This window comes from uncultured Tessaracoccus sp. (assembly GCF_947286155.1).
Lineage (GTDB): Bacteria > Actinomycetota > Actinomycetes > Propionibacteriales > Propionibacteriaceae > Arachnia.
Genome location: NZ_CAMYPD010000015.1, coordinates 29302 through 55586, shown reverse-complemented (window position 1 = coordinate 55586; position 26285 = coordinate 29302). Strand labels below are relative to the sequence as shown.

30 protein-coding genes and 1 riboswitch are annotated in these 26285 nt (G+C 66.4%); of the genes, 10 read left to right on the top strand and 20 right to left on the bottom strand.

Annotation, left to right across the window (positions count from 1 at the left end; all coding sequences use genetic code 11):
• Positions 1 to 77: 77 nt before the first annotated feature.
• The 14 genes from Q0X68_RS05635 to Q0X68_RS05570 form a co-directional block, all read right to left on the bottom strand.
• Positions 78 to 1523: a GerMN domain-containing protein gene (locus Q0X68_RS05635; protein WP_297748762.1), complete on the bottom strand. Its 1446-nt coding sequence runs from the start codon at positions 1521 to 1523 to the stop codon at positions 78 to 80.
• Positions 1524 to 1526: 3 nt separating this feature from the next.
• Positions 1527 to 2408 (bottom strand): c-type cytochrome biogenesis protein CcsB, encoded by an 882-nt coding sequence (gene ccsB / locus Q0X68_RS05630; RefSeq protein ID WP_297748786.1) that lies wholly within the window; start codon positions 2406 to 2408, stop codon positions 1527 to 1529.
• Between the two features lie 25 nt (positions 2409 to 2433).
• Positions 2434 to 3918, bottom strand: a complete 1485-nt coding sequence (locus Q0X68_RS05625) for a cytochrome c biogenesis protein ResB (RefSeq protein ID WP_297748760.1) — start codon at positions 3916 to 3918, stop codon at positions 2434 to 2436.
• A complete protein-coding gene (locus tag Q0X68_RS05620) occupies positions 3918 to 4628 on the bottom strand; it encodes a cytochrome c biogenesis CcdA family protein (protein ID WP_297748783.1) in 711 nt (236 codons plus the stop codon). The genes Q0X68_RS05625 and Q0X68_RS05620 overlap by 1 nt, the downstream gene beginning before the upstream one ends.
• A 41-nt stretch (positions 4629 to 4669) precedes the next feature.
• Positions 4670 to 5233: a TlpA disulfide reductase family protein gene (locus tag Q0X68_RS05615; protein ID WP_297748757.1), complete on the bottom strand. Its 564-nt coding sequence runs from the start codon at positions 5231 to 5233 to the stop codon at positions 4670 to 4672.
• The gene (locus Q0X68_RS05610) at positions 5230 to 5889 is read right to left on the bottom strand and encodes a histidine phosphatase family protein (protein WP_297748754.1); all 660 of its coding nucleotides are present in this window, start codon (positions 5887 to 5889) and stop codon (positions 5230 to 5232) included. The genes Q0X68_RS05615 and Q0X68_RS05610 overlap by 4 nt, the downstream gene beginning before the upstream one ends.
• 9 nt (positions 5890 to 5898) lie before the next feature.
• The gene (locus tag Q0X68_RS05605; protein ID WP_297748751.1) at positions 5899 to 7449 is read right to left on the bottom strand and encodes a uroporphyrinogen-III synthase; all 1551 of its coding nucleotides are present in this window, start codon (positions 7447 to 7449) and stop codon (positions 5899 to 5901) included.
• 9 nt (positions 7450 to 7458) lie between these two features.
• Positions 7459 to 7698 carry a glutaredoxin family protein gene (locus Q0X68_RS05600; protein WP_297748748.1) on the bottom strand — a complete coding sequence of 80 codons (240 nt, stop codon included), beginning with the start codon at positions 7696 to 7698 and terminating at the stop codon, positions 7459 to 7461.
• A 5-nt stretch (positions 7699 to 7703) separates the two neighbouring features.
• Positions 7704 to 7805, bottom strand: a complete 102-nt coding sequence (locus Q0X68_RS05595; RefSeq protein ID WP_042842924.1) for a 30S ribosomal protein bS22 — start codon at positions 7803 to 7805, stop codon at positions 7704 to 7706.
• 119 nt (positions 7806 to 7924) lie between these two features.
• Positions 7925 to 8713 carry a pyrroline-5-carboxylate reductase gene (gene proC, locus Q0X68_RS05590; protein ID WP_297748745.1) on the bottom strand — a complete coding sequence of 263 codons (789 nt, stop codon included), beginning with the start codon at positions 8711 to 8713 and terminating at the stop codon, positions 7925 to 7927.
• Positions 8710 to 9735: an aspartate-semialdehyde dehydrogenase gene (locus tag Q0X68_RS05585; protein ID WP_297748780.1), complete on the bottom strand. Its 1026-nt coding sequence runs from the start codon at positions 9733 to 9735 to the stop codon at positions 8710 to 8712. The genes proC and Q0X68_RS05585 overlap by 4 nt, the downstream gene beginning before the upstream one ends.
• 51 nt (positions 9736 to 9786) lie before the next feature.
• A complete protein-coding gene (locus tag Q0X68_RS05580) occupies positions 9787 to 10566 on the bottom strand; it encodes a CPBP family intramembrane glutamic endopeptidase (protein WP_297748742.1) in 780 nt (259 codons plus the stop codon).
• Entirely contained in the window at positions 10563 to 11459 is an 897-nt protein-coding gene (locus Q0X68_RS05575; RefSeq protein WP_297748739.1) for a hypothetical protein, read from the bottom strand. Before Q0X68_RS05575 ends, Q0X68_RS05580 begins: the two co-directional genes overlap by 4 nt.
• The gene (locus Q0X68_RS05570) at positions 11456 to 12253 is read right to left on the bottom strand and encodes a sugar phosphate isomerase/epimerase (RefSeq protein WP_297748737.1); all 798 of its coding nucleotides are present in this window, start codon (positions 12251 to 12253) and stop codon (positions 11456 to 11458) included. The genes Q0X68_RS05575 and Q0X68_RS05570 overlap by 4 nt, the downstream gene beginning before the upstream one ends.
• A gap of 116 nt (positions 12254 to 12369) precedes the next feature.
• On the opposite strand from Q0X68_RS05570, the gene Q0X68_RS05565 reads away from it, so the two are divergent.
• The 6 genes from Q0X68_RS05565 to Q0X68_RS05540 all read left to right on the top strand — a co-directional run bounded on the left by Q0X68_RS05565 (position 12370) and on the right by Q0X68_RS05540 (position 17798).
• The gene (locus Q0X68_RS05565; RefSeq protein WP_297748777.1) at positions 12370 to 13008 is read left to right on the top strand and encodes a VOC family protein; all 639 of its coding nucleotides are present in this window, start codon (positions 12370 to 12372) and stop codon (positions 13006 to 13008) included.
• Positions 13009 to 13094: 86 nt separating this feature from the next.
• Complete coding sequence (locus tag Q0X68_RS05560; RefSeq protein ID WP_297748735.1) at positions 13095 to 13496, top strand: hypothetical protein; 402 nt, start codon at positions 13095 to 13097, stop codon at positions 13494 to 13496.
• Positions 13497 to 13769: 273 nt separating this feature from the next.
• Positions 13770 to 14480, top strand: coding sequence for a DUF3800 domain-containing protein (locus Q0X68_RS05555; RefSeq protein WP_297748732.1), 711 nt, complete (start codon positions 13770 to 13772; stop codon positions 14478 to 14480).
• Between the two features lie 358 nt (positions 14481 to 14838).
• Positions 14839 to 16224: a DNA repair protein RadA gene (gene radA, locus Q0X68_RS05550; RefSeq protein ID WP_297748729.1), complete on the top strand. Its 1386-nt coding sequence runs from the start codon at positions 14839 to 14841 to the stop codon at positions 16222 to 16224.
• A gap of 91 nt (positions 16225 to 16315) precedes the next feature.
• Positions 16316 to 17398, top strand: a complete 1083-nt coding sequence (locus tag Q0X68_RS05545) for a hypothetical protein (protein WP_297748727.1) — start codon at positions 16316 to 16318, stop codon at positions 17396 to 17398.
• Positions 17388 to 17798 carry a hypothetical protein gene (locus tag Q0X68_RS05540; protein ID WP_297748724.1) on the top strand — a complete coding sequence of 137 codons (411 nt, stop codon included), beginning with the start codon at positions 17388 to 17390 and terminating at the stop codon, positions 17796 to 17798. Before Q0X68_RS05545 ends, Q0X68_RS05540 begins: the two co-directional genes overlap by 11 nt.
• 63 nt (positions 17799 to 17861) lie before the next feature.
• Here the strand turns inward: Q0X68_RS05540 and Q0X68_RS05535 are convergent, their stop codons facing one another.
• From Q0X68_RS05535 to Q0X68_RS05520, 4 genes are all read right to left on the bottom strand, one after another.
• Positions 17862 to 18119, bottom strand: coding sequence for a hypothetical protein (locus Q0X68_RS05535; RefSeq protein WP_297748721.1), 258 nt, complete (start codon positions 18117 to 18119; stop codon positions 17862 to 17864).
• A 36-nt stretch (positions 18120 to 18155) separates the two neighbouring features.
• On the bottom strand, positions 18156 to 18311 hold the full coding sequence (locus tag Q0X68_RS05530) for a hypothetical protein (protein WP_297748718.1): 156 nt from the start codon (positions 18309 to 18311) through the stop codon (positions 18156 to 18158).
• A gap of 266 nt (positions 18312 to 18577) precedes the next feature.
• A complete protein-coding gene (locus Q0X68_RS05525) occupies positions 18578 to 18967 on the bottom strand; it encodes an MmcQ/YjbR family DNA-binding protein (protein WP_297748715.1) in 390 nt (129 codons plus the stop codon).
• A gap of 109 nt (positions 18968 to 19076) precedes the next feature.
• Positions 19077 to 19817 (bottom strand): HEAT repeat domain-containing protein, encoded by a 741-nt coding sequence (locus Q0X68_RS05520; protein ID WP_297748712.1) that lies wholly within the window; start codon positions 19815 to 19817, stop codon positions 19077 to 19079.
• 123 nt (positions 19818 to 19940) lie between these two features.
• Here Q0X68_RS05520 and disA point away from each other — a divergent pair, with 123 nt between their 5' ends.
• From disA to Q0X68_RS05500, 4 genes are all read left to right on the top strand, one after another.
• Positions 19941 to 20999 carry a DNA integrity scanning diadenylate cyclase DisA gene (gene disA, locus Q0X68_RS05515; RefSeq protein WP_297748709.1) on the top strand — a complete coding sequence of 353 codons (1059 nt, stop codon included), beginning with the start codon at positions 19941 to 19943 and terminating at the stop codon, positions 20997 to 20999.
• An 8-nt stretch (positions 21000 to 21007) separates the two neighbouring features.
• Positions 21008 to 21111: riboswitch (TPP riboswitch) on the top strand.
• Positions 21112 to 21144: 33 nt separating this feature from the next.
• Complete coding sequence (locus Q0X68_RS05510) at positions 21145 to 22185, top strand: thiamine ABC transporter substrate binding subunit (protein ID WP_297748706.1); 1041 nt, start codon at positions 21145 to 21147, stop codon at positions 22183 to 22185.
• On the top strand, positions 22182 to 23783 hold the full coding sequence (locus Q0X68_RS05505; RefSeq protein ID WP_297748703.1) for an iron ABC transporter permease: 1602 nt from the start codon (positions 22182 to 22184) through the stop codon (positions 23781 to 23783). The genes Q0X68_RS05510 and Q0X68_RS05505 overlap by 4 nt, the downstream gene beginning before the upstream one ends.
• Positions 23780 to 24754, top strand: coding sequence for an ABC transporter ATP-binding protein (locus Q0X68_RS05500; RefSeq protein ID WP_297748699.1), 975 nt, complete (start codon positions 23780 to 23782; stop codon positions 24752 to 24754). Before Q0X68_RS05505 ends, Q0X68_RS05500 begins: the two co-directional genes overlap by 4 nt.
• Before the next feature lie 33 nt (positions 24755 to 24787).
• On the opposite strand, the gene Q0X68_RS05495 is transcribed toward Q0X68_RS05500, so the two are convergent.
• Complete coding sequence (locus Q0X68_RS05495) at positions 24788 to 25246, bottom strand: hypothetical protein (RefSeq protein ID WP_297748696.1); 459 nt, start codon at positions 25244 to 25246, stop codon at positions 24788 to 24790.
• Positions 25247 to 25271: 25 nt separating this feature from the next.
• Positions 25272 to 26276, bottom strand: coding sequence for a 4Fe-4S binding protein (locus tag Q0X68_RS05490; protein ID WP_297748774.1), 1005 nt, complete (start codon positions 26274 to 26276; stop codon positions 25272 to 25274).
• Positions 26277 to 26285 lie beyond the last annotated feature (9 nt).

Here is a 26285-nt window from a genome sequence, read left to right as displayed (position 1 = left end):
CCTCCTCGAAACCGGCGGATTCAGACCCCGATTACACCCTCAAATACGATGAGCCACATAGCGCACCGGCGAGTGCGCTATTCAGAGACCCGCACCAGCTTTGTTTCAGACACGCTGTTGGGCTGCCCCGCCACATTGATGCCACGCGCGGTGGCCGCGGCCCTCACTTCATAGGTGCCGGGTTCGCTGATCGACAGCATCACCGACCAGATGAGCCAGCCCTCGTCGTTTTTCGCGAGGCCCGTTTGCGCGATGCTGCTGGAAACGACCTCTTGCGTCTCGGTGTGGACGAGCGTCACCGTCGGAGCACCATATTCGGGCCTCACCGTGCCCTGGATGGAGAGCGTGCCTGCGGGCGTCACGTCCTGGTTCCTGGGCGAGGTGATCCACAACCCCGGCATCGGGCCAAGCCCATGGCGACGGTAGCCTTGCGGCTTGTTGAACGGTGCGGGGGCGGGAGATCCGTCGGCTTGGAACTGCACGACGAGGCCGGGCCGTTCCAACAGCTCCGACATGGTGTACACCATTTGCTCGATCGCAGCCTCCTGTTTGGCGGGCTCGATGCTCGAGTACGCGTCGGCGCTGAGATCGACGGTCAGCACACCGTTGTGCAGTTTCGATCCTTGGTACTTGCCCGTCCACAACGACACATAGTCGGGGTCGAGTGGCACGAGCGTGGTGAGCGATTCGATACCGGTTCGCGACAGGCTCGACGTCGACGGCAAGTCGCGATACTCCCGGTAGAGCTTGCCGTCGGTGCGCCCCACGTAGTAGATCGGTGCGCTGCGCACGACGGCTTGCACGGCCGCCTGCGTGGTGGGCGTCAGGCTCTCGACGGGCGACGACACCACAGGGTCAGGGACTGCCGCCGGCTCCCGTTGGGTGCCGACCGCCACAATCGAACCCAGAGCGAGCGCCACGATGCTCGCGACGGCCACCAACTGACCGCGCACGCTACCACGCTCAGGCGACGTCGCCTCCTGCAGCGTCGGCGCGAGAGGCTTGGCGGGAGGAACCTTGATCTGGCTCGCGATGGAGCGCAGCGCTGCAGTGAGATCGGCAGACAGCGCGTTGATCTGCTCGCCCTCCTCACTCGCGAGCTCCTCGAGCGCACTCTCGAGCCGCTGGTTGCTGCGGTGCACTGTGAGCCGCATGACGCGTGAGAGCTCCGGACCGAACATGGTCATGAAGTGGCTCACCACGAGGATCTCGGCCGACGCAGCGCTCTGCCTACGCAGGCGCTCGATGAGCGGTAGGTAGCGGCCGTCGTCGGGATCAGGAATATCGACGCCCTCCCCAGATGCGGTGCGTGCGAGGTGTATCACCTGTTCGGTGAGGTACTCCACACGCTCCTGCGGGTCGATGAGGCGCTTGCTACGACGGTGCAGCGAGCGGAATGCGGCACGCACGATGGAGCCCGCCTCGGTGCCCGCTCCGAGCAACTGTGCCAACCGGTAGAGGCGGGGGCGCTGCTCTTCGTAGAGCTGGATCAGATCGTCGATCCGCTCATTATGGACCGCCATCGATCAAATCCCGGCGTAGGAATGCATGCCGCTGAACAGCAGATTCACGCCCACAAAGTTGAACCAGAAGGTGGCCACACCGATCAGGCACAGCACCGCAGCAGGGCGACCACGCCAGCCAGCGGTGAGCGAGGCGTGGAGGTAGCCGGCGTAGACCACCCAGGTGATGAAGCTCCAGGTTTCCTTCGGATCCCAATTCCAAAACCGCGACCAGGCATACTGCGCCCAGATGGACCCGGCGACGATAGTAAACGTCCAGATGGGAAACGAGAATGCCGTCATGCGGTGGGCGAACGTTTCGAGCTTCTTCAACGACGGGATCCGCGCCAGGTAGCCGGTGAGCTCGGTGCCGTTTCTTTGGGCGCGGGCTTCGGCGGAGTGCCGCACCAGGAATAGCGCGCTCGCGACGGCGGCGATGTTGAATCCAGCGGCAGCGATGACGGCCGCGACGATGTGAATGATGAACCACACCGAGTGGAGCGCCGGCACGAGGGGCGCGACGTCGACGTAGAACACGGTGACCGCCAGCCCCAGCATGAGTGCAGCGATGAATGTCACACCGATACCGAGCCAGCGGGTGCCCCAGCGCCACAGCGACAGGAGGTACAGCAAACCCAAAATGGCGATCGCGGAGGTGACGAACTCGTACATGTTGCCCCAAGGAGCTCGCGACGCCGCGACTCCGCGTAGCACCACGCCCACCGTGTTCAGCAGCCAGCCCACCACCGTCGCAGCCACTGCGAGGCGTCCGTACAAGTCGACGTTGAGGCGCTTGGAGTCTTCCGAACCATCCACCGCTCGTTCGCTGGTGAGCCCACGGGCAAACACCCACTCAGCCGTGTGCAGGAAGAATGCGACGACGTATGCAACGGCGGCGGCCACCATCGCCAAGTCAGAGTATCGCGACACCTTATTCCTTCCCCCCGTTCAGGGCTGCGGCGAGCTCGGAGACCTCATCCTCAAGGCCCGTGGCGGTGTTGCTCCGGTCGAGGCCACCGACGGTGACGTCGTCGTCGCGCAACCGCACGAACATGCGCCTGGGCTTCACGAACAGGCTGAGGGTGAGCCCTCCGATGCCGATCAGCACCGACGCGAGCGCGAGGGGGTTGCCCGGCGTCTGGCTGATCTGCAGCTTCACCCACCGAGAGTAGCCGTCGAATTGCACGGTGCCCAAGTTGTCCGGGAGCGTGAACCCGGAGCCCGGCTTCATCCGGGCGCGCAGGCGTTCGTCGTTGTCACCAAGCACCGGCTCTAGGCCGGCCGTGTTGAGGGTGTACACCGACTCGGGCACGCCCGTCTCCGTCGCGGGCTCGCCGTACCAGGCATTGATCCAGATCTCGGGGTCGAGTGCGTCGGGGAACACCGAGTGCGGGCCCGTCTCGTCGAGCACCGCCGTCGGCAGGAAGATCGCTTCGAACGCGAGGCGCTTGGGGCGTGCGTCGGGCGCTTTCACGACGCCGACGGAGGAGAAATTGCCGTCCTGCGGCAGGAACACCTGCGGACCAGAGAACGCGACGTTGCCGTCACCGTCGGTGACCGTCATGTGGGCGGCGTACCCGTGGCCGAGCAGATTGATCTGCGAGCCGCCCTTGGTGTGGTAGGGCGTGTTCACTGTCATTAGCTCTTCGTGGGTCTGCCCGCCCTCGTTCACCGTGACGTGGGCGTCGAACACGCGCGCAGCACCGCGCTGCACCCGCCCCGTCTCAAACTTTGCCTGGAAGCTGTCGACGGTGAGGCTGAATTCTTCCAAGTCATCGGTGTTCACCCACGCGCCGGCGGTGAAATCGTCGTACTGCGTGATGACGTTGGCGAACCCGCGTCCCTCGACCACGACGACGCTGCCTTGGAAGCCTCCGAGGTTTGACCAAGCCAGACCGAGGAGCACCCCGATCAGGGACAGGTGGAACGTGAGGTTGCCGAACTCACGCAGGTACCCGCGCTCCGCGCTCAACCCCTCGTCGGTGCGGCGCACGCGATAGCGGTGCGATTTCAGCCAGCGCTCCGCCTCGTCGAGGATTCCCTCGTCGGGCACTGATTCGACGACGGCGTGCACCGGCATCTTGTGCAAGTGCTGGGGCAGCTTGGGTGGCGGTTTGCGCAGATCTCGCGCGTATTTCGCGATGCGCGGGACGATGCAACCGATGAGTGAGATGAACAGGAGCAGGTAGATGGCGGAGAACCACGGCGACGAGTACACGTCGTACATGTGCAGCGCCTCCCACACCTTGTCCAAGGTGGGGTGGGCGCGCTGGTACTCCAGCACCTTGATGGGCGAACTGGGGCGTTGCGGGATGATCGAGCCGGGGATGGCCGCCAGCGCCAACAGGAACAGCAGCATCAGCGCGGTGCGCATGCTCGTGAGCTGATTCCACATCCACCGCATCCACTGCAGCATCACAACACCGTCCCGAAGTTCGCAGCCCACTGACGCACGCCTGCCATGAGCGCATCCCACCATCCGACGAGCATCGCGAGGCCCACCGCAACCATCAGCGCGCCGCCGATGCGCTGCACGAGCACCTGGTGGCGCTGCAACCACTGCAGCCTGGGCGCGAGCTTCGTGAAGGCGAGCGCGAACACCAGGAACGGCAGTCCGAGCCCGAGCGCGTAGACGAATGCCAGCACGCCGCCGCGCAGGGCCGAGGCCTCGTTGAAGGCGAGCGTCAGGACGACGGACAGCGCCGGCCCGATGCAGGGTGTGAAGGTGAGCCCGAACACCAGGCCGAGGATGGGGCTGGCCGCCACACCCAGCGTCGGCGTGTACGACGGCCGCCACAGGTTCGGTAGCGGCAGGATGCCCATGAACGCCACACCCAGCGCGACGATGAGCGCACCGACGATGATCGTCACCGTCCGCTGATGTTCGATCAGCGCGGACCCGATGCCGCCGGCGAGGGTGCCCGTCGCAACAAATACGACGGAGAAGCCGAGGATGAACCCGATGGTGCCGAGCACCAGGGGTTGGCGTTTCCCTTCACCATTCTGGATTTGGCTAGGGGCGATGCCCGAGGCGTACGACAAGTACCCTGGCAGGAGCGGCAGCACGCAGGGGGACGCGAAACTCACCAGCCCGGCGAGCAGCGCCACTGGGATCGCCAGCACCATCGACGAGGTGAGCGCCGAGGCTACCCATCCCTCCAGCGGGATCACTGCACATCACCCACCAAGGCCACCAGGGTGTTAGCGTCTACTTCGCCGATCACCCGGGCAGCCACCTTGCCGTCGGCATCGATCACGATGGTGGATGGAATCGCTTTGGGGGGTAGCTGCCCGAATCCCAGCAATAGGGTGCCGTCGGGATCAAAAATATTGGGGTACGTGATGCCGGCGCTGCGCACGAACGCCTGCGCGGACGCCGTCGTGAGGTCGCGCGTGTTGAGGCCGAGGAACTCGACGTCGTCTCCTACCCGCTCGTACGCCTCGACGAGCTCGGGTGCTTCGTGCCTGCAGGGCGCGCACCAGGAACCCCACACGTTCACCACCACGACCTTGCCAGCAAAGTCGTCGGTGGAGATGCGTTCGCCGTCCTCCGTGAGCGACGGCCCCTCGAGCGTGGGTGCGTCCGGGCGCTGGTCTCGCTCCAAGATGGTGACGGTGCCATCACCGATGGCGAACCCTGCGGTGCCGTCGCCGGGCGTCTCGCCTGACTGCGCAGATGAGCAGGCGGCCAGCAACAGCACAGCGACGCCGGATGCGATTGCGCGCCTCATGTGCCCACCCGGAACTTCGAGGTCGAGGAGCTCTTCGGCAGCAGATCTGGAATGTGCTCGGCGTAGTCGACGCGCACGGGGCGCTCGTCGCGGAAGGTGAACGTCGTGACGGAGCACAGCGTCGTGCGTCGGCGCCTCGGGTCGTGCACGAAGGGTCGGCCTTCCACCGCGCGTCGGGCGATGTAAATCGGAAGTTGGTGCGAGACGACGAGCGCAGTGCCACCGTCGCCGGCGGCACGAGCCGCGTCGCTCAGCGCAGCGAGCATCCGCTCAGCGATGTCGACGTAGGGCTCACCCCAGCTGGGGCGAAGCGGGTTGCGCACATGCCAGAACATGCGCGGGTCGAACAGTGCACGGTTGTTGTCGCCGAACACCCTCCCCTCGAACTTGTTCTCCGCTTCCATGAGCCGGTCGTCGATGACGATCTCAAGGTCGGGGTGCTGCGCCGCCGACGGCGCGATGGTCTCTCTCGCGCGCTGCAGCGGGGAACAACGCAGGTGCGTGAGGGGCTCGTCGGCGAAGTGCTCGGCCATGCGGCTCGCCATGCGATGCCCCAGCTCCGACAGGCCGAAGCCCGGCAAACGCCCATAGAGCAGACCATCGGGGTTGAACACCTGGCCATGGCGCATCACGTGCACCGTCGTCGAGTTCGTCATGACCTCAGACTATGACTTGGATGCAACCGTCTTCCGACGACGACGGCGTTTGCGTTCGGACGGTTTCTTCAGCGGCTCGCCCTGGGCGATCTGGTTGTCGCGTCGGCGTTCGGCAAACCGCGCCAACCCGTCGGCGATGGCGACGACGGTAGGCGATTCTGCGATCACGTCCACGCGCAGACCGTGCTCCTCGCAGGCGGCAGCGGTGGCCTCGCCTGCGGCGACGATCACGGATGCCGCGTGCGGCTTACCCGCGATGCCAATCATGTTGCGCACCGACGACGCGGTGGTGAAGACGACAGCGTCGAACATACCCGTCTTGATGTCGTCGCGGATCTCAGCCGGCGGGGGCGCCGCCCGAACCGTGCGGTAGGCGGTGACGCCCTCGACCTCCCAACCCAGGTGGGTCAGGCCCTCGACGAGCGGGTCGATGGCGACGTCGGCGCTCGGCACGAGCACGCGGTTGATCGGGTCCATCAGCTCGTCGTAGGCGGGGAACTCGGCGGACAGCCCGGCGACGGTGTTCGAGCCCTCGGGGGTGAGATCTGCGGTGACGCCGCGTCGGCGGAGTGCCTCCTTCGTGCCGCGCCCCACCGCCGCGATGGAGATACCGGACATCGCGCGTGAATCGAGGCCATACTCTTCCAGGCGTTCCCACACTGCGACGACGGCGTGCGGCGAGGTGAACACACACCACAGGAATCGTCCGTCGACGAGGCCACGCATGGCGCGCTCCATGCCCTGCTCGGTGCGCGGCGGCTCGATGGACATCGTCGGGATGGTTTCAAACACGGCGCCGTACTGGGCGAGCTCCTCGCCGAGGTCGTCGAGCGAGTCCTTCGTGCGAGGGCTCAGGACGCGCCAGTCGAGCAGCGGCTTCTCCTCGAACCATCCCGTGCGACGATCGCGCTGGGAGTCGATGGAAGGGCCAGTCACGAGATAGCAGTAGTCGGAGTCGACGTCGGGCATGGAGCCCCACGTCACCACCTTGCTGCGCTGCCCCGTCGTGCCAACGCCTTCCAGGATGCATACCGCGTCGGAGGCGTCGAAATGCTCGAGCGCGATGTCGGTAACCGACTGCACCAGCTCGCGCGACGTGTGGACGGCGACGGTCTTCGCCGACGGCCACTCGTCGGCGGCGGGCGCCTGCACGGTGGAATCGAGGAACGCGGCGCTACCATCGATGGGGATGGCGCCGTAGTTGAGCATCGTCGTCCAATGGTTGATGCCGGGAATGATGTTGATGCGCACCCCGGCGGCTTCCACGTCGGACATCGCGCTCGACGGGTTGGCGTCGAAGAAGTGATCGGCGCGCTCGAGGCGCACCACCTTCAGCCCTTCGCGGGCTGCGTTCAGGAGCTGCGACGTCTCGTCGTCGGCAACGTGCTCGACTCTCGCATGCCCGACGCCGAGTCGGCGCACTTCCTCGACGTCGACGTCGGCATCGACCACCACGAGGTCGGCGAAGTGGAGGGTGCGTGCCCCCAACAAGGTGAGTAGAGCGAACTCACCCGGACCGGATCCGACGAAGGTGACAGACCCTAGACCTACTTCACTCACTGCCTTCTCCTATAGCCAGTTCGCGAGCGCAGCTTCATCCACGAACCAGTAGCTGCGCACCACGTCGTCGATGATGAGTACTGGGACGTGGTCCGAAAACTCCGCCCTCAGGGCGTCGTCGGAATCCACATCCACCAGTGCATACGTAGCTCCGCGCGCGCGGCACGTGCGCTGCACAATGCGCTCGGCGTCTTCACACAGGTGACAGCCGGAGCGGGTGAGCAGCCGAACCCGCGCTGCGGGAGCCACCGGCGTTACTTGCCTGCGCGGCGACGCTGGATACGAGTGCGCTTGAGCAGCTTGCGGTGCTTTTTCTTGGCCATGCGCTTGCGGCGCTTCTTAATGACAGAACCCACGTTCAGCCTTTCTGGACAGCTTGTTCGGGCCGCGGTTACGCGACAGGACTCCCCATGGTAACGCGCGGAGAGTGCATCAGCCTAATAACGGCGTCCATCTACTACGACCGGTAGGCGCTTTACCGCTCGGCCAGCTCGGCCGCTTTGGCCGCGCACGCCTCGACCGCGTCGAGCATGGCTGCGCGCACGCCATGGTCGTCGAGCACGCGCAGCGCGGCAGCCGTAGTGCCGCCGGGCGAGGTCACCTGTTCCCGTAGTTCGACGGCGGTACGGCCGGATTCCTCGAGCAGCTGGGCGGCGCCGAGGAACGTCTGCGTGGTGAGCGTCGTCGCCTCGTCGCGGGTGAGGCCTTGATGTACGCCGGCCTCGATCATCGCGTCGGCGATGTAGAACAGGTAGGCGGGCCCGGAACCGGAGAGCGCGGTGAGCGCGTCGAGGCGCTGTTCGTCGGTGATGATGGTCTTTCCCACCGCGCCGAAGAGCTCCTGGGTGCGCTGCACGTGCTCGTCGGTGGAGTGTTCACCTGGAACGATGCCGCTCATGCCCTGACCCACCAGTGCGCCGGTGTTTGGCATCACGCGCACACACGCGGTGCCCGTTGGGAGTTGGGCCTGCAGTTGCTCGAGCGTGACGCCAGCCGCGACGGAGACCACCAGCGCACTCGGTTTCGGGCGCAGCGCCGCGAGGACTTCGTCGAATTGGTACGGCTTGACGGCCAGAACGATGATGTCGGCGCCGGCTGCCTCGTCGAGGCTCACACAGCGCACGCCGAATTGCTGCTCAACCTCTGCGGTGCGAGCTTCGGAGCGTTGCACCACGACGATGTCGTTGGCGCTCCAGCCCGCCGCCAGCCAGCCTGAGAGCAAGGCGCCGCCCATGTTGCCGGCGCCGATCAACGCGAGCGTCATGCCAGCAGCTCCGCGATCTGCACCGTGTTGAGTGCCGCACCCTTGCGCAGGTTGTCGCCGGAGAGGAACAGCACCAGCCCGGTGCCGTCGGGCAGCGACTGGTCTTGACGGATACGCCCGACGAGGGTGTCGTCGCCACCTGCCGCAGCGAGCGGAGTGGGCACGTCAACCAACTGCACGCCGGGTGCGTCGCGCAGCGCCGAGCGGGCCTCGTCGGGTGATACTGCGCGGGAGAAGCGTGCGTGCACCACGAGCGAGTGCCCGGTGAAGACGGGGATGCGCACGCACGTGCCTGCGACGGCGAGTTCGGGGATGTGCAGAATCTTGCGCGACTCGTTGCGCAGCTTCTTCTCCTCGTCCGTCTCGCCGAGCCCGTCGTCAACGATGCTGCCTGCGATGGGTACCACGTTGAACGCGATCGGCGCGACGTACGGGCCGAGGTCGCCAGGCTGCATGAGCGAGCCGTCATGGGTGAGGCCGCGAATGTCGTCGACGATGCCTACCTGCTGTGCGAGGGTGTCGACGCCGGCGAGCCCCGAGCCGGAGACCGCCTGGAATGTGGTGACCTGCATTGCCACGAGCCCGGCCGCGTCGTGGAGGGGCTTCATCACGGGCATGGCCGCCATCGTCGTGCAGTTGGGATTGGCGATGATGCCGATCTCCGCGCGGTGCACGTCGTCGGGGTTCACTTCGGAGACGACGAGCGGCACGCGGTCGTCGAGTCGCCACGCCGAGGAATTGTCGACGACGGTCGCACCGGCCGCGGCGACCTTCGGCGCCCATTGCTTCGACGTGCCTCCGCCCGCGGAGAACAGTGCGACGTCGAGGCCGCCGAAATCAGCCTGAGCGACATCTTCCACGACAACGTCGGCACCGTCGTACTGCACCGTCTTACCGGCGGATCGGTGTGAGGCGAAAGCGCGCAGCTCGTCGACGGGAAAACCTCGTTCGGCGAGCACGCGCAGCATGACGCTGCCTACCTGGCCTGTGGCTCCAAATACTCCAACACGCATGTCGGCCAGTCTACGCAGACTGACGCCGCGTCGACGGCGGCGTCCGAAGCGCGTGCTGGCTCACGCGAACGGGAGGTACACGAGCAGCCCGGCACCGAGAAATGCGAACAGGTCGAGCAGCACATGGACGATGACGAGCGGCATCACGCGCTTCAACTTGAGGAACAGCCAACCGAAGGCGAGGCCCATCACCAGATTGCCGAGGAACCCGCCGAAGCCTTGATAGAGGTGATAGCCGCCGCGAATCAGCGCCGAGATGACGACGATCACCCACATCCGCCCGCCGCGCTGTGCCCAGCGTGTGAAGAGGTAACCGATCATCACGACTTCCTCGAGGATGCCGTTCATCAACGCCCGGCCGACGAGGATCGGCACCGTCCACCACTGTGCCGTGAGGTTCGCCGGGCTGACCTGCGTGTTGATGCCGGCCCGGACGGCGAAAAGGTAGAAGGCGAGCCCAGCCACGCCGATCACGGCGAAGATACCGAAGCCTTGCGCCAGGTCGCGTCCTGGTTTGCGCAGGTCGAACCCCATCGCCTTGCAGGGGCCACCGTCGGGAGGGAAATACACCCACAGCAGATACAGCACCAAGGCCACCGGCATGAGCGGGAACAGCGTGCCGGCCAGCTGGTAGGCGAAGTCGAGCCACGGCCTGTCCGGTGTGCGCGAGGTGTTCATCGTTGTCACCTGCTGGTTGAGCGCCACCTCGCGGGTGAGCTTGTCCCAGATCGATAGCCCCGCGTACACGGCGGACTGGCCGAGCGAGAGCAGCAATACGACGGCGATCTCCACCCCGAGGCGACGCCGCACGTCGCGCGGGGCAACGTCGGTGTTCGTCATCGTTTGTCGAACACCGCCCGGAGGTAGCCCCAGGCGGTCTGCGGCCGACGGGCGACGCGGGTGAGCAGGTACTCGTACCAGCCAGGACCATACGGCAAGATCACGCGCGAACGCTGACCAATGTCGGCTAGGCGGCGCTGTTCGAGCGGGCGCACACCGTAGAACATCTGGAACTCGATATCCGCGACGGGGTTGCGTCGGCTGAGCTCTTGGGCGATGGCGATGATGCGAGGGTCGTGGGAGGCGAGCATCGTGCGCGCGCCACCTTCCATCGCGAGGCGCAGACAGCGCACGAGGGTTTTCGATTTGAGGTGCTCATTGTTGTAGCCGAGCGCACGAGGCACGGGGTACGAGCCGATGCACAGTCTGAGCCGCGGGGAATCGTCGAGGAGGGCCTGGACGTCGCGCTCGGCGCGGCGGATGTCGACGGGCAAGGTGAGCCCGAGGTCGGGGTGGTCGGCGTGCACCTCGCGCCAGAGCCGGAGGGTGTCGCTGTACTGGGCGGCCCCCTGCATTTCCAGCGTGACGAGAGCACCGACGGCGGCAGCATCGTCGGCAAGTGTGCGGAGCGTGGCTCTCGCTTCGGCCATCGATGTGCGGATCCCGAGCTGCGATGGCTTCACCGACAGTTCCACGCCGCGGGCATCATCGCCGAGGTTCGCGAGCAGCTCTTCGAGCGCGGCCGGCGATTCCGCTTCCGATTCGCTCGTGGGGAGGTAGGTGTAGCCAAGCTCGAGGCCTTTGGAGCGCAGGTCGAGACCGGTTTCGACGGCGGTGGTCGGCACGACGCCGGCGACGTAGGGGCGGGCGATCTCTTCCAGCGCCCCGGATGCGAGTGCCGTGCGTTGCACGCGCTTCGAGCGGATCACGCGACGCAGCATGCCGTGAATCATCGACGCTCCTTGCCAATCTCGAGGTGCTTGCGGGTGTTGGCGAGCACGTCGGCGAGCATCGTCGCACGCTCGTGGCGCGAGCGGGCGCGACGGGTGGACACCTCCACCACAACGTGGCCCTGGTAGCCCGTGCGGCCGAGCTCTTCGACGACGTCCCACGCGTTCTGGTCGCCCTCGCCAGGCAGCAAGTGCTCATCTTTGAACGAGCCGCACCCGTCGGTGAGGTGCACGTGCTTCAGCCTGCTCCCCCATGCGTGGAGGAGATCCATGGCTTGCAGCTGGGCCGTCGATGCGTGTGAGAAATCGAGGGTGAGGTGGTCGTAGTCGCGGTCGGTGGGGTTCCACGTCGGGAGGTACATGGGCAGCTTGCCTGCAGGTGAGCGCCAGGGGAACATGTTTTCGACGGCGAACGTCACCCCCGAGGTTTGGTTGAGCCGGCGAATGCCCGCCTCAAACTTCGCGCCGTATGCGCGCTGCCAGCGAAACGGCGGGTGCACGACGACGACATCAGCCCCCAGTTGCTTGGCCGCCTCGGCTGACTTCTCGAGTTTCGCCCACGGATCACTCCCCCACACCTGCGGGGTGATGATCAGCGTCGGGGCATGTATCGACAGCACCGGAACCTTGTGGTACTTGCTGAGCTTGGCGATGGCGTCGACGTCCGTGCTCAGCGGGTCGATGCCCACCATGAGCTCCACACCGTCGTAGCCAAGCTGCGACGCGAGCTCGAATGCGCTCGCAGAACTCTCTGGGTACACCGTCGTGGTTGACAGCGTGACGGTTGGACTAGTCACGGCTCCCACATTACAAGGGTCGCCGTGCTGGCGGCGACCGCGAGGGCCCAAGCGGAGGGGCACTGCGGCACCCCGATTCGGAGGAACGGTGCCCCGTCGTGTTGAATGGGGGCATGATGCACGTGGACCACTTGATCTTCGCGGCAGGACCCGATGGTCTCGAGGCCGATGCCGCTCGTCTTGCTGAGCAACTGGGCGCGGAGTACAAGGACGGCGGGGTTCATCCCCGGTTCGGCACCCGCAACCACATCATTCCCCTCGCTGAGGCTCGCTACATCGAAGTAGTGGAGGTACTCGACCACCCTGCAGCTGAAAAGGCACCGTTTGGGCAGGCCGTGCGGTCGCGTTCCAACATGGGCGGCGGCTGGATGGCTTGGGTGGTGAGCGTCGACGACATCGCCCCCATTGAGGAGCACTTGGGCCGCAAGGCCGTCGAGGGTTCGCGCGTGTTCCCCGACGGTCGTCGCCTCGAGTGGCTGCAGATCGGTGTGCGCGGGCTGATCGCCGACCCACAGCTGCCCTTTTTCATCCAGTGGAAGTCCGACGCCGACGTGCGCCCCAGCGCCCTGCACGGCGAGGTGAAGCTCAAAGGCTTCGAGGTCTCCGGTTCGGCCGAGCGCTTGAGCGAGTGGCTGCAGCACGAGATTTCGGACAACCTCGACGGCGTCGAGTTCCATCTCGTTGCGCCGAATGCGATGCCCGGCATCAGCCGCGTGCGGTTCGAATCGGGCGCCAAGGGCGAGGTCATTCTCTGACCTTCATCGTCGCGGTCGACGGCTTCGGGGCGAGCGGGAAGTCGTCGCTGGCTAGGCAGTTGGCGCGGCAGTGCGCGGGCCAGGTGGTGACTCTCGACGATTTCGCGCGCCCCGGCACCCCTACTTGGGAACATGAGCGTTTCATCGATGAGGTGCTCCGCCCGCTGCGCGAGGGGCGCGAAGCCTCGTATCAACGGTGGCCCCACGATGCGGCAATGCCTGTGGGCTCTGGCGTCGTCGCGCCTGAGGGTCTGGTGATCGTCGAAGGCGTGTCGGCGTTGGCGCTCGCGGTAGTGGAGCGCGTCGGGCGTTGGTGGGATCTGTCGCTGTGGCTTGATGTCACCGAGGAGGAGCGCCGACGCCGCATCTCGGCCCGCGACGGCGACGGCCTCGCGGAGCGGTGGGTAGATGCGTGGTGGCCGTCGGAGCAGAGGTACTTCCGCGACGAGCGCCCCCTCGACCGCGCCGACTTCATCATCCGCGGCTGACCCACCGCCACTGCCCTGCGCGGGCCCGCCGGGTTGCGTCGACGTCGGCTCCCTCGCCCGGTCGTCGGCTCCCCCGCCCCCGCCCAGGCAGGTGCAACCTGTGCGGCAACAGAGCGGATCAAGTGTCACCTGCCTCCCGACGACGACGCGCCCCACCGAAGCAAGTGACACCTGTTCCGGAACTAAGCCGCACAGGTTACCCCTGCCCTGCGGGGGGACACCGGGGCGACGAAGACCTCACTCATCGCGCTGGGTCGGCCATAGGATGAGGCCATGCCCAGCCAGCTCGACCGCCTGTTCTACATCGACGATTCAGGGCGCCCAAGTGCCGGACGTGTGGTGTACGGATGGATCAGTTTCGAGCCGTGGCAGTGGCGCGACGTCCTGGGCGCGTGGCTCGATCTGCGAGCGTCCTTATGGCGTCAGTTCCGTGTTCCAGTCACGCAGGAGCTCCACACCACCGAATATGTGAATGGGCGCGGCCGAATCTCGACGAACCCGCCAGAAGCATTCCAACGAAACGGGCAGACACTCTGGCGCGACTTGGGCAAACAGGTAGCCATTGCATGTTTGCAGACGCTGTCTTCTGTTCAAGGGCTGCGCATTGGCGCGATCATCGCGACGCAGGGACCAGGGAACCTCGCTCACACGAAGCGCGACCTCTATGCGGCGCTATTGACATCGTTTGAGGAAGCGTTAGCCGAACGGGATGCGCTCGGCCTTGTCTTCGTCGACGGCGATGGGCGAGACACCTTATATCGCGACGTCCACCGCTCGCTCCCGCGACGGACGCGTCGAATCGTCGAAGACCCCATCCATCAGGACTCGAAAACCTCGCAACTGATGCAAATGGCTGACTTGGTTGCATGGACAGCCAATGCCCATGCAGACCCTCCGCCGAAGCTCCTCGAAGCCCAGGAGTGGTGGGCCCAGTACCTCGAGGTCCGGGATCCCGCACGCCGGCCACGGATCGTCGCGCTCTAGAAACAGCAAGACCCCCGAACACCGCAGGTGCGGAGGGGGTCTGCGTGCTCAATGTTACCACGGCTAGCCCACCGCCGCGGCCTGGCGTGGGCCCGCTCGGCCGGGTTGCGTCGACGTCGGCTCCCCGCCCGGTCGTCGGCTCCCCCGCCCAGGCAGGTGCAACCTGTGCGGCAACAGAGCGGATCATGTGTCACCTGCCTCCCGACGACGACGCGCCCCACCGAAGCAAGTGACACATGTTCCGGAACTAAGCCGCACAGGTTACCCCTGCCCTGCGGGGGGACACCGGGGCGGGGAGGACACCGGGGCGACGACGGCGTCGGCGGGTTGTGTCAGAGGTTGCGGGTAGGTTGCTGGCATGGCGAAGAAGCAAGACAGCTACCAGTGCACAGAGTGCGGTTGGACGTCGACGCGATGGGTCGGCCGGTGCGGCGAATGCCAAGCCTGGGGGTCCGTCGTGGAACGGGGTGCGCCGAAGCTGCGCGAGGTGGCCGCGCACACTCCCGCGGCGAAGGCGCTGCCCATCTCGCAGGTGCCTATGGAGTCGGCCAAGCGCTACCCGACGATGATCGGCGAGCTCGACCGCGTGCTGGGCGACGGGCTCGTCCCAGGCGCTGTCATCTTGCTCGCCGGCGAGCCAGGCGTCGGAAAATCGACGCTACTGCTCGATGTCGCGGCCAAGTGGGCGTCGGCTCAGCGCACCACGTTGTATATCTCCGGTGAAGAGTCGGCCTCGCAGGTGAAGCTGCGCGCCGAGCGCACGGGAACCGTCGTCGACGATCTGTACCTCGCCTCCGAATCCGACCTCGGCACCGTGCTCGGCCACATTGAAGAGGTCTCCCCCAGCCTCGTCGTCGTCGACTCGGTGCAAACCATCACCACCGCCGAAGCCGACGGCGTGCCCGGCGGCCCGTCGCAGGTTCGCGAGGTTACCGGCGCCCTCGCGCGCGTCGCCAAACGTGAGAACATCGCAGTCATCATCGTCGGGCACGTCACCAAAGACGGGTCCATCGCCGGCCCGCGCACCATGGAGCACCTCGTCGACGTGGTGTTGTCGTTCGAAGGCGACCGCCACTCCGGGTTCCGCATGGTTCGGGCCACGAAGAACCGGTTTGGGCCCGCCGACGAGGTCGGCTGCTTCGAAATGGATGAGTCAGGCATCGTCGAGGTGCCAGACCCGTCAGGCTTGTTCACCACCCGCCACGAGGAACCCACGCCCGGCACGTGCGTGACGGTCACGATGGAGGGCCGCCGCCCGCTGCTCGCAGAGGTACAGGCCCTCGTCGCGCAATCCACCAACGAGAAGAATCCGCGCCGCACCACGCACGGGCTCGACGGCTCCCGCATGGCGATGGTGCTCGCCGTACTCGAACGCAAGGCCCGATTGCCGCTGTTCGGCAACGACGTGTACGTCTCGACGGTGGGCGGCGCCCGCGTCACCGACCCATCCGTCGACCTCGCCGTCGCCATCGCCGTCGCCTCCGCAGCACTCGACCGCCAGCACCCGCGACGCGTTATTGCGCTCGGCGAGGTGGGCCTGGCAGGAGATCTCCGACGAGTTCCTGGCACCGAGCGGCGGCTCGCCGAAGCAGCCCGGCTGGGTTTCGAACTCGCGCTCGTCCCGAAAGGCTCCCGCGATGTCACCGCCCGCGTGCCCAAGCTCGGCAACCTCAAGGTCGTGGAAGTACCCACTCTTCACGACGCGCTCAGCGTGCTCGACCTGCGCCGTGCTGCGCGCGAGTAGCCCTACCCGGGGCAATGGTGCTGTGCTCGACAGGAGTCGGTGACCCTACGCTGCACTACAGTCCTGTGCACTCACACGAAAGGGTGCAACGATGACGGACTTCCGCCTCGAGCCAACAACCCATGTCGGCGCTGCAGCACGCCGGTTTGAGGATCTTGCGACATCGACGAACCACGCACTCGGATACGTAGAATCAGGTCCAGGAACGCTAAAGCAAGCCGACGGGCGAATCTGGATGCTAGCTTTGGGCGGCCATCAGGACTTCGTGGAACACACGGAACGCAACATCCAGCGCGGCAAACAGCTCCTCGAGGCAGCCCGTGACGCCTTGGACGCTGTGCAGGACCGATATGACTCGACTGAGGAGGACCACCTCGTCGGTGTGGCAGACCTCTTCGCCAACATCGGCGGCGCATCCAGCAGCGAGCCGTTGGCTGACCACGGCAGCGCCGCCGACTATGGCACTTCTCTCCCCGCGCACGAGATCCCGCCGGCCGAAAACTTCGACGGCATTCCCGACTGGGCGATCATGGTGATGGAATTCGGCGGTTCCTTCGTCTCCCCCACGTATTGGGCGATGAAGATCCTCGAGTGGACCATCGGGACGAACCCCCTGGACTGGGCAATTGCCCAATTCATGGGTGATTGGGACGAGGTTGCGAAGGCAGGAAACGCCTTCACGCACACGGGCGCCTACTGGGCCCAGATGGGCACCGTAACCACCGATGATTGCGCGGTGCTGATGCGCGGTTGGGAGGGCGACGCGGCCCGCTCCGCCGAGTCCTGGTTCCGCAGGCTGGCCGAGGCGCACACCGAACAGGAGCCGGGCCTAACGGAGATCGGCAGACAATACAGCACCTTGGCCCAGGGCATGCATCTGAGCGCCAAGGGCATCGGCAGTCTGCTCGTCGTCATTGGAGACCTCGTCGCCGGTGCCGCGATCCTTGCCGCGGCTATTGCCGTGGCAACCGCCAGCGGAGTCGGTGCGCCTGCAGCGGCTGCGATGACCTCGTCCCTGATGATAATGCTCGATGCCGTGCTAGGGGTGTGGCAAACCGTGCTCACTGTCCAAGGAGCAACCGTGGGCGCGGCACTGCTCTTCGCGGGCGTCATCGCCGGTGCATGCTCACGCATCGGCTCGATCGAACAGTTGGAGATGCCCAATGGCGAATGAACCACAGCACACGCCGAGCGAAGGCAGCCGCCCCGGGCTGGGTGACGATCATTCCTTCGCCCAGTTCGTCGGGCACGACCGGAGCCTGATGGCAGCGATGGACCTGGCGCTGAGTACCCTGGCGGGACAGGCGAAGGACCCCCAGCTTGCCGAACGCATCGAACTGGCGCGCGAAGGACGGCTGGGGTTCGCAGAACTCCTGGAGCACCGTGCCTTTCGCGAGGAGTTCAACACCGGGGCAGAACGCACTGAAGATCGCGTAGCGTCGGCGCGGGGGGCGATGAGCGAGGAGGAGCGGGAGGAGCTCAATACTCGAGCACGCCAGATGCACGAGCGACTGACCTCCTCGGGCGCGACGGGCGAAGCCGTCCGCCAAGCCTTGCAGGCCTTCGAGCGCTGAAGCGGTCGCTCGCCGGGCCGGTCGGCTGGCCGTGCGTCGATCCTCGTGGCGGCGCGGACGCGCTCAGCCCACCGCCCACATCGCGATCGTGACAGCGGCGATACCCGCCAACGCGACAAGGGCCCACCTCACTGCTTCCGGGGTGCGCAACGCGGCTCGCGTGGGAGGGGGCTCGGTGATCTTCACGTGCCGCAAAGCTCCGCCCAAACGCCAACATCCCCAAACAGTGAGCAGACACCCTGCGCCGCTGATCCAGTACTGCCACAGCCCATCATCGACCGCCGTCGCGAACTGGAGCACGGCGAGAAAGACGAACGACACAGCGCACAAACGCATCGAGAACGACAACAACCCCCGTCACCCCTGGCTGCGGCGGAACTCGATATCGAGCTTCGCCTCTAGGCCCGCGCCCGAGGTAATGCCGGTGAACAACGTCACCTTCGGCTCACACCGAAGACTGCGGTTGCTATCGATGTGCAACGTGGCGAGGAAGCCGATAGCCCAGTTCTTCATGCGTGCCTCCCAAAGTCGACGTAGGAAAAAATGATACGGCAAAGCCCCTGCCTTCGCAGAGGGCGGCTTCCGCGCGGACGCTCGGCCTTCAAGCGTCTCCAGGACTTGCTGTTCCCACTGCTCAGGAGAATCCGCTAGGTATCGACCGAGCGGCATGAAGGCTGCTGTCGCACCAGGCTTCGGATGTCTGCTCGCCTTCCACTGGGTGACGACGAGATGGCTCCACTCTTCACGTTGACCATGCGCGAGCACCCACTGTTGAGCACTCAGGTGCGCTTGAACGGCGCAAATCGTTCGATGTCCACCGGGCGATCCTTACGCGGTAGGCCTTCGACGACGAGCAGGTAGGACTCGACGACGAGTTCGTGCACGTGTCGCTCGTCGAGCTGGTCGTCCGGGCGCAGGCTGATCCAGTGGCGCTTGTTCATGTGGTAGCCCACCGTGATCTGCTCGTACTCTGCGACGAGCGCGAGGACGTCGTCGGGGCTCGCTTTGAGGTTCACGATGGGTTCGCCGTCGTGCTCACTGAGCAGCACGAACACCTTGCCGCGCACCTTCCAGACGTCCCAGGACGGGCCGAAGGGATGAGTGAGCGTCGTCGCCGGAAGCTCCTCGGCTTTTGACGACGCCCAACGCTGGATCTGGTGGTCAGCCACCGACGATCCGGTATCTCTGATGCACGGGTCGATGATACTCGCCTCATGCGGCGTGCTCGACCTGCGCCGTGCCACGCGCGAGTAGTCCCCGCGCGCGGCGCGCCTCAGCTCACCCCTGCAGCGCCGCGAGGAACCGCTTCGCCAACGCCGCCAACACGGCATCGCCACCGGCCGCGACGCGTTCCAGCGCCGGCACGGCCGCCTCGCCCAGCTGCCCCAATGTCGACACGGCCGTCAACCGCACGGGCTCGTGCTCATCGGCCACGCGTTCCTCGACGGCATCCGTCGCCCCGGCAGCGCGCTCACCGAGGTATCCGAGCGCCTCGACGGCGTGGTCGCGCACGTCGGCATCGTCACTGCCGAGCGCCTGAACAAGCACCGGAACACCAGCCTCACCGAGCTTCCGGAACGCGTCCGACAAGGCGTCGCGCTGCCACCCGTCGCCATCGCCCAGCCGTTCAGCCAGCACCGACGCGGCCCTAGCGCCGCCGGTGTTCGCCGCAGCCCGGTAGGCCTTGATCGCCACGTCGGCATGCTCGTCGAGCACCAGCGGGGCTACCTTCTCGAAGTGCGCCGGGTTACCAATTTTGCTGAGCACGTGCGCTCCGGAGAAGCGGTCGTGCGGGGCGTCGCTGACGAGCAGTTCCAGCAGCTGCGCCTCGGCCTCGTCGGCATGCTGCACGAGCGCCCAGGTGATGTCTTCGCGCACGTGTCCGTCGGGCTCCACACGCAGCCGCTCGATCAACACGTCCACCACCCCATCGGTGTGGATGGTTCCGAGCTCGAGCGCGGCGTGCCGACGCGCGGTCACCGTCTCACCTTCCCGCAGGGCGGTGATGGGGTCTGTCATGGCTGTCCTTTCACACGTACCTAATGCCATCGTATGGGCCACCACTGCGAAATCCCGGTGCGTTCGCTGCAGGCACATGAGGAGCGTTCAGTATCCTGGTGTGTATCCCACGAGGAGGGGCCCGTGTCTCGATCCATGTTGCAGCGCTACCTGAAGCAACTCGCTCCGGGCACACCGCTGCGCGAAGGTATTGACCGTATTCTCCATGGCCGCACCGGCGCGCTCATCGTGATGGGCAACAACCGGCAGGTGCAGAAGGTGTCGTCGGGCGGCTTCACAATCGACGTCGACTTCTCCGCCCAGGCGCTGCGCGAGCTCGCCAAGCTCGACGGCGCCATCATCCTCAGCAACGACCTCACCCGCATCGTCGCAGCAGGCGTACACATGGTGCCGCCTGGCGATCTCCCCACCGCCGAAACCGGCACCCGCCACCGCTCCGCCGACCGCACAGCGCAGGCCGCCGGCGTTCCCGTGATCAGCGTCTCCGCGTCGATGGGCACCGTCTCGCTGTTCATCAACGGGCGCCGACACGTCGTCGAAAAGGCCGGCGACGTCATCAGCCGAGGCACGCAGACCCTCGGCGCCCTGAACAGCGTCGTGCAGCGGCTGGGGGAAACCGTCGACCAGCTCACCGCCCTCGAAGTGGCGAACCAGGTGACCGTCCGCGACCTCACCGCCGTCGCGCACCGTTACGAGCTGGCCCGACGCCTCTCAGCCGAGATGGACTTCAACATCACCATCCTGGGCGCCGAAGGACGCCTGCTCGCCATGCAGCACGCGGAGCTCGCCGCCCCGCTCAACGATCTCGCCGAGCTGCTCACGAAGGACTACGCCCACAACCTCGAGACCCCGTCTGAGTTCCAACTCGACAGTCTGCAAAACTTCACCCCCGAAGAGCTCCTCGGGCACCACCTCATCGCGGAACGCATGGGCTTCGGCCACGCCGTCCACTTGGAGCAGCACCTCACCACATACGGCTACCGCGCATTGACGACGATCGGCCGTCTGCCCGCGGGCATCGTCGACCTTCTGCTACCGCAACACTCGCTGCAGGAGCTCCTCACCGCCAGCAGGGCCCAGCTCATGGAGATCGACGGCGTTGGCGAGCAGCGTGCCCGACTCATCCGCGACGCGCTCTTGCGCATCGGCGAATCCGCATTCGCCCGCTCTGATCCGTCCTGATAAGGTTCTGAACACCACAGGGGAGCGCCACAAGGGCGCTGAGAGTGCAGGAGCTGCAGACCCTCAACCTGATCCGGTTCGTACCGGCGTAGGGAGTGAGTAATTCTCCTTGGCTTTGGCCAAGCCCAACAGACCAGGAGGAATAATGAAATTCCGTGTTCTCGCCGTCGGGCTCGCTGCCCTTGCCGTCGCCGCATGCGGATCGGGTACCGAATCGACGAACGAATCAGCGCCCGCCACAGAAACGAAGAAGCTGACGGTCGTCTCCCACGCGTCGTTCAATCTTCCCGACGAGCTGAAGGCGAAGTTCGAGAAGGAATCAGGCCTCGAAGTTACCTACTCCCCCATGGATGATGCGGGCGCGATGGTGAACCAGCTGCTGCTCACCAAGGATTCCCCGCTCGGCGACGTCGTCTTCGGCATCGACAACACCTTCGCTTCCCGCGCGGAATCCGAGGGCGTCATCGACCCGTACCTCTCCGACAAACTCGACGAGCAGGCCAAGGCCATGGCCACCGAGCAGATGTCCTCCATCGACTTCGGCGATGTGTGCATCAACGCTGACCGCCAGTGGTTCGAGGAGAAGAAGCTCGAGATCCCGGGGACACTCGACGACCTCACCAAGCCCGAGTACAAGGACCTCCTCGTCGTCTCCAGCCCGGCGTCATCGTCGCCTGGCCTGGCGTTCATGTTCGCCACCATCGGCGCCAAGGGCGAAGGCTGGCTCGACTACTGGAAGCAGCTCGACGCCAACGGCATGAGCGTGGTTGCCGGCTGGACCGAGGCCTACAACGTCGAGTTCTCGCAGGGCGAAGGCAAGGGTGATCGCCCGCTCGTGCTCAGCTACGCCTCCTCCCCTGCGTGGACGATTGGCGACGACGGCGAATCCACGACGGTGAACCTCCCCGACACCTGCTTCCGCCAGGTGGAATACGCGGCCGTGCTGAAGGGCGCAGCCAACCCGGAGGGCGCCAAGCAGTTCGTCGACTTCCTGCTCTCCCCCGAGGTGCAGGCCTCCATCCCGGACAACATGTACATGTACCCGGCGCTGGGCGACACGAAGCTGCCTGAGAATTGGGCGAAGTTCGCGCCGCTGGCTGTGAAACCCATCGAGCTGTCGCCGGAGAAGATCAATGAAGGCCGCGAAGATTGGCTGAACGAGTGGACCGAGGCCATCGGTCAGTGACGAGGCACCTTCCTCGAGCTGGCACCGTCGCGTGGATCATCGTCGCGGCGGTGCCAGCTGTATTCCTGACCCTCTTCTTCGCCTGGCCAGCGGCGACGCTGGTAGCGCGAGGTTTCCACGACGAGACGGGCTGGACGCTCGACGGATTCGTCAAGGTGGCGACGTCGCAGCGCACCTGGCGAGCCTTGTGGTTCACCCTCGGCACGGCGTCACTCGCGACGTTGCTGTGCGTCGGGGCAGGCATCGTCGGTGCGTATGTGCTGTATCGGTTGCGTTTCCCCGGCCAGCAGTTGCTGCGCGGGCTCGTGACCGTCCCGTTCGTACTCCCGACGGTGGTGGTGGGCATTGCGTTCAGTGGCCCGCCGCCGGTGGTGGGGATTGTGCTCGCGATGGTGTTCTTCAACTACTCGGTGGTGGTGCGCACCGTCGGGGCGCTGTGGGCTCGCATTGACCCACGCCAGGCGCAAGCCGCGCAGGCGCTCGGCGCGTCGCCGCTGCACGCGAGCCTCACCGTGACGCTCCCCGCGCTCGTGCCCGCCATCGTCTCTGCAGCGTCGTTGGTGTTCCTGTTTTGCGCGTCCGGGTTCGGCATCGTCATGACCCTCGGGCGCGGCAAGTACCAGACCATCGAGACGGAGATCTGGTTCCAAACCACCCAGGTGTTCAACCTCTCCGCTGCCGCCGCGCTCTCTATCGCGCAGGTGGTCGTCGTGACGATCTGCTTGTGGATCACGAGCGCCTGGCAGCGACGAGCCCAAGCTGCCCTGCGCCTCCTGCCGGAGAGCACGAGCAGCGACGCGCTCACCTGGCGCCGCGACTGGCCCGCGCTCCTGTTCACGGGCGGGGTGTGCCTGTTGCTGCTGGTGGTGCCGCTCGCGGGGCTCGTGGTGCGCTCGCTGCGGGTAGATGGCGCGTGGAGCCTCGCCGGGTATCGGGGCTTGTTCGACGGGCAGCTCGGGTCGGCGATTCGCGCGACCCTGATGACCGCCGTCGCGGCAGCCACCATCGCGCTGGTGCTGGGTGTGCTCGTCGCGCTGGTGGTCTCCCGTCGCCCGCGGTCTGTGTCCGGGCGTTGGTGGCTCGGCGCCACCGAGAATGTCTTCATGCTCCCGCTCGGGGTATCGGCGGTCACCGTCGGGTTCGGTTATCTGATTACGCTCAACCGCCCCCCGCTCGATCTGCGCTCGTCGCTTGTGCTCATACCCATCGCGCAGGCCGTCGTCGCGCTGCCGATGGTGGTGCGCACCCTCCTACCCACGCTGCGGGCCATCGACCCGCGCCAGCTGCATGCAGCGCAGGTACTCGGCGCGTCGCCGCTCAGGGTGCTGACGACGATCGAGCTGCCGGCGCTTGGGCGAGGGCTCGGTCTCGCCGTCGGGTTCGCGCTCGCCACCAGCCTGGGAGAGTTCGGTGCGACGAGCTTCCTCGTCCGCCCCACCGAACCCACCCTGCCCGTGCTGATTTTCCGGCTGTTCAGCCGGCCGACCGGCGGCAACTACGTCATGGCAATGGCGGCGTCGGTGGTGCTGGCAGTATTGACGGCAACGGTGATGGTCGTCGCAGAGCGCGCACGGCCGAAGGAGGTCGATTCCTGGTGAGCAACGGTCTACGCGTCGAGAACGTGTCCGTGCGATACGGCGACACGCTCGCCGTCGACGACGCCTCGTTCGAGGTTGGGCCCGGCCATGTGCTAGCGCTGCTGGGTCCGTCGGGGTGCGGGAAGTCGTCGCTGCTGCGGGCGGTGATCGGGCTCGAGCCGTTATCTGCCGGGCGCATCATGTGGGATGACGAAGATCTCGCCAATGTGAAGGTGCATAAGCGCAAGTTCGGCCTGGTGTTTCAAGACGGTCAGCTGTTTCCGACGATGACCATCGCCAAGAACGTCGCCTACGGCCTGAGCGCCTTCGACAAGCTGGCGAAACGCCGACGAGTCGAGGAGCTGCTCGACCTCGTCGGGCTCCCCGGCTACGGCGACCGCAAACCCAACGAGCTGTCTGGCGGACAGGCACAGCGCGTGGCACTGGCCCGCTCCCTCGCGCCAAGCCCGCGCATGCTGCTCCTCGACGAGCCCCTCTCCGCCCTGGATACCGGCCTGCGACGCCGCCTCGCCGACGAACTGCGGCGCATCTTCACGCAAACCCACACCACCGCCATCTACGTCACCCACGACCAAGAGGAGGCATTCACCGTCGCGGACACTGTGGCAGTGATGGACGAGGGCGAGGTGCTCCAGCGCGCCGAGCCCGAAGTCCTGTGGTCCAGACCGGCCAGCAAGCAAGTTGCGGGCTTCCTCGGGTTCCACACGTTCGTGGATGCTCCGACGGCGCAGGCCCTCGGCTGGAGCGGCACCCTCGACGACGGCTACGTGCTAGGCATCGGCCCCCGCAGTCTCGGCCTCGACGACCACGGCGTCACGCTGCCCGTCGTCGATCAATCCATGACCATCGACCACTTCGTCGTCACCGTGCAGCTTCCCGACGGGCAACGCGCCACCGTCGAGGCTCCCCAGCGCATCACTGACGAGCAGGTGCGCGTACGCCTGCGCTCCGGGGCGATCACGCCGGCCTGAGTGCGGCCGTCGGGGCTGACTCCGCGGGGCTCGTCAGCCGCGCGGGCGCCAGAGGCCCAGCAGCGCTGTCGTGACGCCGGCCGTCGTCAGCAGGCCGCTGACGAAGTTGCTCACGCCCAGGAGCGTGAGGGATTCAATGTCGAGCACCGAGAACGCGAACGACCGGATCACGACTCCGACGAGCGCGGCAACCCCGCCGAAGATGACTAGGCTGCCAGGCGAGCGGCGAAACGATTCGTAGATAGCCATGCCTGCGGCGATCTCGCCGATCAACGTGAACAGCGAGCTCACTGAGGAAACGGCGCCAATCACGCCGAGGCTCGGCGGGAGGAGGGCGACCAGCAGCCCCAGCGCCAGCCCGAGCAGGATGCAACCCCCGGCGATCAACGACAGCGGCAGGAGCCCCATGGGCTGGCTCGTTTCCCGCGTGTACGTGGGGAAGACGTAGCCAGGGGCTTGGATCGGGTCCTGGGGCAACTGAGGGTCCTGCATGTGTCGATGTTACAACGAGAGCGTCTCAGCGGCTGTCCCCCAGCAGGCCCCAGATGCCGTCGGCGAACGATGCCTTGGTAGCGCAGCCGTGGCACGTGCCGTGCTCGCCTGGGCCAAGCGGTCGGGCGCAGCGGTCGCAATGGGTGGTCTCGGCCCGGACGAGTACTCGCGCCTGATAGCCCGGTTGCCTCGGCACCCGCCGGACCACGCTCTCCGGGCACACGCGCACGCACTCACCGCAGTCGACGCAGCGGTCGGGCGCCAACGTGAGCTGACCACCGCTCAGGGTGAGGGCTTGCGTCGGGCAGACCCGTGCACATCCGCCGCAGGAGGTGCAGCCGTCCTCGACGACGACCCCCGGCAGCGCTGCATTCTCGCCGACTGCCAGCCACACCTCGCGGGCGGACGCCTTCGCGGGCAGGGCGTCCAGGGGGTTGGCCGACGGTGCAGGCGCGGGTGTTGAGGCTGCTCGTAGGTCGAACAACGACCGCCTGCTGACCGCGGGCGCCGGGCGCGTCGGCCGGGCCGCACGAGCAGGTGCCCCGGCCAAGTCCGGTGCCACAACCCGCTCGGTCAAGGCCGGGGATCCACTGGCGGTCAGCGCCTCGGAGGCGCGGGCTAGGGTTTCGCGCACGCGGGAGGCCGCACCGACGGGGCACACTTCGCAGTCCGCACGGACGACTGCCGAAGCATTACCCGCGACGATCGCCCCCGCCGCGAGCGCCTCCGGATCGACCGCAGCGATGCATGGCACGTCGGCGAACTCGCCCTCTTCTGGAGCGACGATCCGGGCCACATCACAGCGCAGCTCGGCCCCGCCTGCCACCCGCGACGCGACGGCTTGCGGCACCTGGCCCACGCCGTCAATGGCACCCACAGGGCACGCAGGCACACACAGCCCGCAGCCGACGCAGGCCGCGGCGTCCAGCGACACGTCATGGTCGCCTGCCGTGAGCGCGGCATTCGGGCATGCATCGACGCACCGTGTGCACCCGGAGTCATGCCGACGGGTGCACGCCGCGTCCTGGATCGTCGGGGT